This is a genomic window from Actinophytocola sp. (assembly GCF_009379765.1).
Classification (GTDB): Bacteria; Actinomycetota; Actinomycetes; order Mycobacteriales; family Pseudonocardiaceae; genus Actinophytocola.
In genome coordinates this window covers 1-8,456 of record NZ_WHTD01000251.1, presented here as the reverse complement: position 1 = coordinate 8,456, position 8,456 = coordinate 1, and the positions used below count along the sequence as shown (strand labels likewise).

The following is an 8,456-nucleotide window of genomic DNA, read 5'->3' as shown; positions in this document are numbered from 1 at the left end:
GTGCTGCTCGCGATCGACAAGCCTCGGGAGTCCGCGGGCCAGATCTACCATGTCGCCGACGAGGTGACACCGACCGACGCCGAGCGCGCGCTGGCGCTGGCGGCGGCCATGGACGCCGACGTCCGTCTGGTCAACTACCCGCGCGAGGCCGGGCTGCCGGGCTACTTCTGGGCGGTCGGCCGCAACCTCGAGGCGATATACGGTGACGGGCCGCCGCCCACGCACCACAAGCTGCTGGACAGCTCGAAGATCCGCGACCAGCTCGGCTACACCGACAAGGTGCCGTACGAGGAGGCCGTACGCCGGACCGCCCGGTGGTACGTCGAGAACCCGCTCGAACGGGGAGGCGACGAGGAGGCGCGGATCGGCGATCCGTTCGACTACGCGGCCGAGGACATGTTCGAGAAGGCGCTCGACAACCTGGTCGTCCGCGCCGGTGAGGTCCCGTTCGCGGGTGTGACCCTGCGTCACTCCTACGACCACCCGAAGAAACCCGTGGCGAGCGGCGGTACAGACGAAGGGCGGAGTGAGAGTTGAGCACGGAACAGATCGGCTTCATCGGAGTGGGACGCATGGGCCGTCCCATGTCCGGGCACATGGTGAACGCGGGCTTTGAGGTCACGGTCCACGACCCGAGCGGGGAGGCCGTCGAGGGCGCCGTCGCCTTGGGGTGCTCGGCGGCCGGTTCGGGCCGGGAGGTCGCGGAGCGCTCGGACATCACGTACGTCATGCCCGGGTTCTTCGACGAGGTGGAGTCCGCCCTGATGGCCGACGATGGTGTTCTCGCCGGCGCGTCCGCGAGTGACGTGGTCGTCGTCGCCAGCACGGTCACCCCGGAGCAGGCCAAGGCCCTCGCCGCCGAGTGCTCGGCTCGCGACGTCCACTTCGTCGACGCGTCGGTGTGCCAGGGCGAGCGCGGCGCCGAGGAGGCGTACCTCGTGTGGCTCGTCGGGGGAGACGCCGACGTCGTGGAACGCGTGCGCCCCTCGATGACGCCGTGCGGGGCAGACATCTTCCACCTCGGCCCGATCGGTGCCGGGATGGTCGGCAAGGCGCTGAACAACATGCTGCTCTGGGCGGCCCTGGCGGCCGACCACGAGGCGTTGCGACTCGGCGAGCTGCACGGTGTGAACAGCGACGCGCTCATCCCGGCGCTGCTCCGGTCGAGCGGGACCAACTGGCCGCTCGCCCACTGGGCCGACATGCACCGGATCCCGTGGGCGCACAAGGACATGCAGATCGTCCTGGAGATGGGCGACCGCGCCGGGCTCACGCTGCCGCTCGCGGGGCTGCTCCGCGAGCAGGTCAAGCCGCTCATGGCCGCGGCGGGTATCGATTCGTCGCTCATCCGGTGAGCGGACGCGCGCCGGAGTACGGCTCCGACCTCATGGCGGAGGTGCTGCGCGCCCTGAAGGTCCCCTACGCGAGTCTCAACCCGGGAGCGTCGTTCCGGGGGCTGCACGACTCGCTGGTGAACTGGAACGGCGGCGGGCCGTCGATTCTCACGTGCCAGCACGAGAAGGTGGCGGTGGGGGTGGCCCACGGCTACGCCAAGGCGACCGGCCGGCCCATGGCGGTGATCCTGCACGACCTGGTGGGCCTGCTGCAGTCCACCATGGGGCTCTACTACGCCTTCTGTGACCGGGTGCCGGTCCTGGCGCTCGGCGGCTCCGGACCCGCGGACACCTCGAAGCGGCGCCCGTCCATCGACTGGTACCACAGCGCCAACGTCCAGGGGAACGCCGTACGGGACTACGTCAAGTGGGACGACGAGCCGCGATCGGTGGCCGCCGTCCCGGAGTCGCTGATTCGGGCGTGGAACGTGGCGCGATCCGGCCCCGCCGGGCCGGTCTACGTGTCGCTCGACGCGGACCTGCAGGAGCAGGAGCTGGACGGCGAGATCGACTGGCTCGGACCGGGGGCGTTTCCTCCGGCCTCTCCGCCGACCGGCGACCGGGACGCGATGGCCGCACTCGCGACGGCACTGCTCGACGCCGAGCGCCCGGTGATCGTGGCGGGGTTCGCCGGCCGAGACCCGCGCTGCTTCGAGCTCCTTCCCGAGCTCGCGGACCTCGTGGGATCCGCCGTCGTCGACACGGGCAACCGGCTGTCGATGCCCCAGCCGCACGACCTGAACCTCACCGGGGTGTCGGGAGTCGTGGAGGAGTCGGACCTCGTGCTCTTCCTCGACTGCAAGGATCCGGAGCCCGTCGTCACGGCGGTCGACTCCGCCAGCCGTTCGACGGTCTCCCGGTTGCGTCCCGGTACCCGCCTGATGTCGCTGGGGTTCTCCAGCCTCGGCGTCCGCGGCTGGTCGCACGACTTCGGGCGGCTGCTGGCGGTGTCGCCGGACGTCACGGCCGACACCGTCGCCGCGCTCCCGCACCTGGTCGACGTGGTCCGGACCGAGGTGGCCCGACGGCCGCCCGTGGACGCGCCCGTCGGGGCGGCCTGGCGGGCCCGCCTCGCCGAGCTCGGGCGGCGCCAGCGGCGACGGTGGGAGGAGCAGCGCAATGCCGATGCCTCGCTCACCCCGCTCGCCACGTCGACAGTGGCCGGTGCGACGTGGGACGTTGTGCGGGACTACGACTGGGTGCTGACGGCGGGGACCTCGCGCGGCTGGGCGAGGCGGATCTGGAACATCGACGCGGCGTACCGGCATCCGGGAGACTCGCTCGGGACCGCCACCCAGATCGGCATCGCGCTCGGCGTGGCCCTGGCGCACCGCGGAACCGGCCGGCTCGTCGTCGACCTGCAGCCGGACGGCGACCTCATGTTCGACCTCGGCAGCCTCTGGGTGGCGGCATACTACAAGATCCCCATGTTGACCGTGATGGTCAACAACCGCGCCTACCACAACGACTGGGAGCACCAGGAGGTCGTCGCGCGACAGCGCGGCCGGCCGGTCGAGAACGCCTACGTCGGGATGGAGATCACCGGGCCGGCGCCAGACTTCTCCGCCATCGCGCGCGCCCAGGGCTGGTGGGCCGAGGGCCCGATCGAGGACCCGGACAAGGCCGCCGAGGTGATCGGTCGGGCCGCGGACGTCGTGGCGTCGACCGGTCAGCCGGCCCTCGTGGACCTCGTGACCCAACCCAAGTGACTCGCCCCTTGTCGTCGGGGTGTACGGCCGTATACAGTGCGATACAGGGTCGACGAGACGGGAGCGATGCGTTGGACGGTTCCTACGACGTGGTCGTGGTCGGCGCGGGCAACGCCGCCCTGTGCGCAGCCCTGTCCGCCCTCGAGAACGGTGCGCGGGTCCTCGTGCTGGAGCGTGCCCCGCGCGAGGAGCGCGGCGGTAACTCGACGTACACTGCGGGCGCGATGCGGGTCGCGTACAACGGGGTGGAGGACATCAAGGAGCTGGTACCGGACCTGTCGGACGAGGACGTCGCGAGCACCGACTTCGGCAGTTACCCCGAGGAGGCCTACTTCGACGACATCGCGCGGGTGACCGAGCACCGCGCGGATCCCGACCTGGCCGAGATCCTGGTCAGCCAGAGCTTCGACACGCTCCGGTGGATGTGGGGCAAGGGCGTGCGCTTCCTTCCCATCTACGGTCGCCAGGCGTTCAAGGTGGGCGGACGCTTCCGGTTCTGGGGTGGACTCACGCTGGAGACGTACGGCGGCGGGCCGGGCCTCGTCGAGGCGCTGATGAAGGTCGTCGAGAGCGGCGGCGCCGAGGTCCGGTACAACGCGCGCGCGACCTCGTTGCTGCACGAGGACGGTGTGGTGCGCGGGGTGGCCGTCCGCTCGCGGGGCAGGACCGAGGACATCCGGGCCGGTGCGGTGGTACTGGCCTGCGGGGGCTTCGAGGCCAACCCCGAGTGGCGTACCCGCTACCTCGGGCCGGGGTGGGACCTCGCGAAGGTTCGCGGCACCAGGTTCAACACCGGCGACGGGATCCGGATGGCGCTCGACATCGGTGCCGCTCCGTGGGGCAACTGGTCGGGCGCGCACGCGGTGGGATGGGAGTTCAACGCCCCGCCGTTCGGAGACCTCGCCGTAGGGGACGGGTTCCAGAAGCACAGTTACCCCTTCTCGATCATGGTCAACTCCGACGGGCGGCGGTTCCTCGACGAGGGGGCCGACTTCCGCAACTACACCTACGCCAAGTACGGCCACGAGATCCTCGCCCAGCCTGGACAGATCGCCTGGCAGATCTTCGACCGGAAGGTCGTGCACCTGCTGCGGGACGAGTACCGGATCAAGCAGGTGACCAAGGTGACCGCGGACACTCTTGAGGACCTGGTCAAGAACATGGACGGGGTCGATCCCGACGCGTCCCTGGGGACGGTTCACGAGTACAACGCCGCGGTGGACGACTCGGTCGGGTTCGATCCCAACCGCAAGGACGGCCGGCGCACGCGCGGCCTCGCGACCGACAAGACGAACTGGGCCAACCGCATCGACGAACCGCCGTTCGAGGCCTACGCCGTCACGTGCGGCATCACGTTCACCTTCGGCGGTCTCCGGATCTCCGAGTCGGCGCAGGTGTTCGACGAGGAGGGCGAGCCCATCCCCGGTCTCTTCGCCTGTGGCGAGCTGGTCGGCGGGATCTTCTACTTCAACTACCCGGGAGGCAGCGGTCTCACCAACGGCGCGGTCTTCGGACGGATCGCGGGAAGAGAGGCAGCCGTGACCGCCGCGCGCCGGTGACGGCGCATCACGATCACCATCACAGAGGAGCTCACGTGTCCGAAGCGCCCACCTACGACCTCGTCGTCCACTCGCAGCGCATCTACACGCCCGACGGCACCGTGAACGGGCAGGTGGCCGTCAAGGACGGCACGATCCAGGCCGTGCTCCCGGCCGGCGAGGCGGTCTCCGCGGTCAAGACCGTCACCGCGGGAGAGCGGCCGGTGATCCCGGGTCTGATCGACACGCACTGCCACTTCAGGGACCCGGGGTACACCCACAAGGAGGACTACGAGCACGGCACCCGCGCGGCGGCGGCGGGCGGCGTGACGACCGTGTTCGACATGCCGAACGTCGACCCGCCGACAACGACGCCGGAGCGGCTCCGCGCACATCTGGAGAACGCCTCGAAGAAGGCGGTCGTGGACTTCGGGCACAACGCGTCCGGTGTGGTGCCGGAGAACATCAAGGACCTGGCCGAGGCCGGCGCGACGGCGTTCAAGGTCTGGATGATGAAGGACATCGGGCGCGACTACCCGCACCCGCCGGGCACGTCGCTGACCAGCGACGCGGTGCTCTACCGGGTGTTCGAGGCGGTCGCGGAGACCGGGCTCCCGCTCTACGTGCACCCGCACAACCACGACCTCTATGAGCTGTTCGTCGAGCGGAGCCGCGCGCAGTGGGGCACCGACTTCCGCTCCTACGCACGCGCGCTGCGCGGAGGCGACGGGGTGGTGTTGAACACCGCCATCGCCAGCATCCTGCAGATGCAGAGGTCGGCGGGCACCCGCCTGCACGTCCTCCACCTCTCCACCCGGGAGGGGGTGCGGATGGTGGCCGACGCCAAGGCGGCCGGCCAGACGGTGACCGCCGAGGCGAATCCCTTCGCCATGTTCGTCACCAACAGCTGGGAGAACATCGAGGAGAAGGGCCCGTACGCTCTCGGGTTCTGGGTGCCGGAGGACGACGACCCGGCCATGTGGAAGGCGATCCTGGACGGCACCATCGATGTCATCGGCAGCGACCATGGCCCGCACACCAAGGAGGAGAAGGAGGTCGGCTGGACCGACATGTACACCGCACCCGGTGGCAGCCCGTTCATCGAGCAGTACCTCCGGCTCGTGCTCACCAAGGTGAACGAGGGCGTGATGACGCTGGAACGCCTGATCGAGCTCTGCTGCACCGGTCCGGCCAAGCTCACCGGCTACTACGGGAAGAAGGGCGCGATCATGCCGGGCGCCGACGCCGACCTGGTGGTGCTCGACATGGAGCACGAGGAGGTCCTGCGGGCCGAGCACAGCCACTACCGGTGCGGCTGGATGCCGAGCGAGGGCTTCGCGTCCACGGGCCGGCCGGTCATGACGATCCTGCGCGGCGAGGTGATCATGGAGGACGGCAAGGTCACCGCCGAACCCGGCTCGGGGCAGCTGCTCACGCCCGCGACGGCAGGGCAGCCGGCGGCCCGATGAACGCGGCGACGACCGGGGACCCCACCACCGCGCAGGTGGTCGCGGCCTACCTGAGCGCCGCCGGGATCGACGAGGTCTTCGCGTATCCCGGCGACCCGATCATCGAGTTCATGGACGCCGCGCGGGCCAACGGCACGCAGGTGGTCCTGGCCAGGCGCGAGGGTACCGCCGCCTTCATGGCGGAGGCGGCCGGGATGGTGACCGGCCGGCCGGGCGCGTGCCTGTCCACGCTCGGTCCGGGGTCGACCGCGCTGGTCAACGGCGTGGCGGCGGCGTACCTCGACCGCGTCCCCATGCTCGCGATCTCCGGCCAGATCGAGACCAGCCGGGAACAATTCTTCACCCACCAGGTGGTGGACCACAAGCTGCTCTTCTCGCCGGTGACGAAGTGGGCCGGCAGGATCGAGGCGTCGGCGGTCGGTACGACGATGCGGAAGGCGATCCGGCTCGCCTGCGCGTCCCGGCCGGGATCGGTTCACCTCACCTGCGCCGGGGACGTTTTCAAGCAGCGCGCGACCGACAGCGATGTCCGCATCCCCCCGCTTCGCCCGTCCGCGGCCGCGCCCTCGATCTTCGGGGGATCGGCTGACGAGGTTCTCTCGCACCTCCGGTCGTCACGGTCGCCGGTCGTCCTCGCCGGGATCGGCGCGGTCCGGTCGGAGGCCGGCGACGAGCTCCGTACCCTCGCCGAGACGGGCGGGCTGCCGGTCGTGGTCTCACCCATGGCGAAGGGGGTCATGCCCGAGGATCACCCGCTGTTCGCCGGCGTGCTGGACATGGCGTGCAACGACGTCCTCTGGGACCTTCTCGCCGGCGCCGACACTGTGGTCGCCGTCGGCTTCGATGCCGTCGAGCTGATCAAGCCGTGGACGGTGAAGACACCGGTCGTACACATCGACGATGTCGAGAACTCCGACCAGATCTACTTCGCCGGGCACGAGCTGGTCGGCGACGTCCGCGGGTTGCTGCGCTGGCTGGCAGAGAGCTGGCCCGGGGAGTCGCGCTGGTCGGAGCGCGACGTGACCCGGCACCGCACTCGCCTGCGCGACGCCTACTACGCCGGCCGCGAGCGGGGTCGGCTCAATCCGACCGACGTGGTGGACGTCGTGCGCGAGGTGGCGCCGCGGGACACCCGGGTCACCTGCGACGTGGGATCGCACAAGCTCCTCGTCGGCCAGGGCTGGACGACCCACGAGCCGCGCGGTGTCCTGATGACGAACGGGCTGTCGTCCATGGGCTTCGGCGTGCCCGCCGCCGTCTCCAGCCAGATCGTGGAACCGGACCGGCCGGCCATCGCGCTGGTGGGTGACGGGGGTTTCGCCATGACCGCGACGGAGTTGCGGCTCGCGGCGGCCCGAGGACAGAACCTCGCCGTCGTCGTCTTCGCCGACGGCAGCCTGAACCGTATCGAGCTGAAGCAGATGGCGCAGTCACTCCCCAGCACGGCCACCCGCATCGAGGGGATGGACCTCGTCGGGCTGGCCGCCGCGATGGACTGCGACGGCATCAGGGTCTCGACCGCCTCCGAGCTGGAGAAGGCCATGGACGGGGTGGGACACCTCTCCCGACCGCTGGTGGTTCAGGCCGACATCGACCCGAGTCAGTACGAGTCCCAGTTCTGAGGTGAGCACCGTGTCCGTAGCACACCACGTCGCCGAGTATCTCCGGGCCACTCGGGAGAAGGGGTTGCAGGAGCGCACCGTGCAGGCCGCGTCCCGCGCGGTGCTGGACTGGATGGGGGCGACGGTGGCGGGCGCCGTCCTTCCCCCCGCGCGCATCCTCACCGACGTGCTGGTTCCGGCCGGCGGCGACGGTGCCCCGGACAGCGGGCTGGTGGTCGACGGTCGCCGTACCTCGGCGCGCAACGCGGCCCTCATCAACGCGACCGCGTCGCACACCGTCGAGATGGACGACATCTACCGCGACGGCATCTATCACCCCGGGTCGCCGACGGTGGCGGCGGCGCTTGCGGTGGCGCAGCAGCTGCACCGCTCGGGTCGGGACTTCCTGACCGCCGTCGCGCTCGGTTACGAGGTGGGCGGCAAGCTGGCCGCGCTGCTGCAGCCGGCCCACTACCGCTACTGGCACACCACCGGAACCGTCGGTACCGTCGGGGCGGCCGCGGCCGTGGCCACGCTGCTGGAGCTGGACGAGGAAAGGACCGCCCACGCGCTCGCGACCGCGACCACGATGGCGTCGGGGCTGCAGCAGGCCTTCCGGTCCGACTCCATGAGCAAGCCGCTCCATGCCGGGCACGCGGCCGAGGCTGGCACCCTGGCCGCCCTCGCCGCCGGGCAGGGCTTCACCGGCGCACTGGACGTCCTCGAGGGGGCCGCCGGGCTCGCC

6 protein-coding genes and 1 pseudogene are annotated in these 8,456 nt (G+C 70.6%); all 7 read left to right on the top strand.

Features of this window, described 5'->3' with window-relative positions:
- A pseudogene (locus tag GEV28_RS40825) lies at positions 1–537 on the top strand (hypothetical protein); the annotation flags it as partial.
- Positions 534–1,355, top strand: coding sequence for an NAD(P)-dependent oxidoreductase (locus GEV28_RS40820; RefSeq protein ID WP_291419533.1), 822 nt, complete (start codon positions 534–536; stop codon positions 1,353–1,355). The pseudogene GEV28_RS40825 and the gene GEV28_RS40820, both read left to right, overlap by 4 nt.
- Complete coding sequence (locus GEV28_RS40815) at positions 1,352–3,103, top strand: thiamine pyrophosphate-binding protein (protein WP_291419531.1); 1,752 nt, start codon at positions 1,352–1,354, stop codon at positions 3,101–3,103. Before GEV28_RS40820 ends, GEV28_RS40815 begins: the two co-directional genes overlap by 4 nt.
- A gap of 71 nt (positions 3,104–3,174) precedes the next feature.
- Positions 3,175–4,662 carry an FAD-dependent tricarballylate dehydrogenase TcuA gene (gene tcuA / locus GEV28_RS40810; protein ID WP_291419529.1) on the top strand — a complete coding sequence of 496 codons (1,488 nt, stop codon included), beginning with the start codon at positions 3,175–3,177 and terminating at the stop codon, positions 4,660–4,662.
- Positions 4,663–4,697: 35 nt separating this feature from the next.
- Positions 4,698–6,110 carry a TatD family hydrolase gene (locus GEV28_RS40805; RefSeq protein WP_291419527.1) on the top strand — a complete coding sequence of 471 codons (1,413 nt, stop codon included), beginning with the start codon at positions 4,698–4,700 and terminating at the stop codon, positions 6,108–6,110.
- Positions 6,107–7,732 carry a thiamine pyrophosphate-binding protein gene (locus GEV28_RS40800; protein WP_291419525.1) on the top strand — a complete coding sequence of 542 codons (1,626 nt, stop codon included), beginning with the start codon at positions 6,107–6,109 and terminating at the stop codon, positions 7,730–7,732. The genes GEV28_RS40805 and GEV28_RS40800 overlap by 4 nt, the downstream gene beginning before the upstream one ends.
- A gap of 10 nt (positions 7,733–7,742) precedes the next feature.
- On the top strand, positions 7,743–8,456 hold a 714-nt coding region (locus tag GEV28_RS40795), incomplete at its 3' end, for an MmgE/PrpD family protein (protein WP_291419523.1).

Bases quoted from the DNA above. Each gene is read 5' to 3' on its own strand.
- GEV28_RS40800 (WP_291419525.1), top strand. From the start codon at position 6,107: ATGAACGCGGCGACGACCGGGGACCCCACCACCGCGCAGGTGGTCGCG.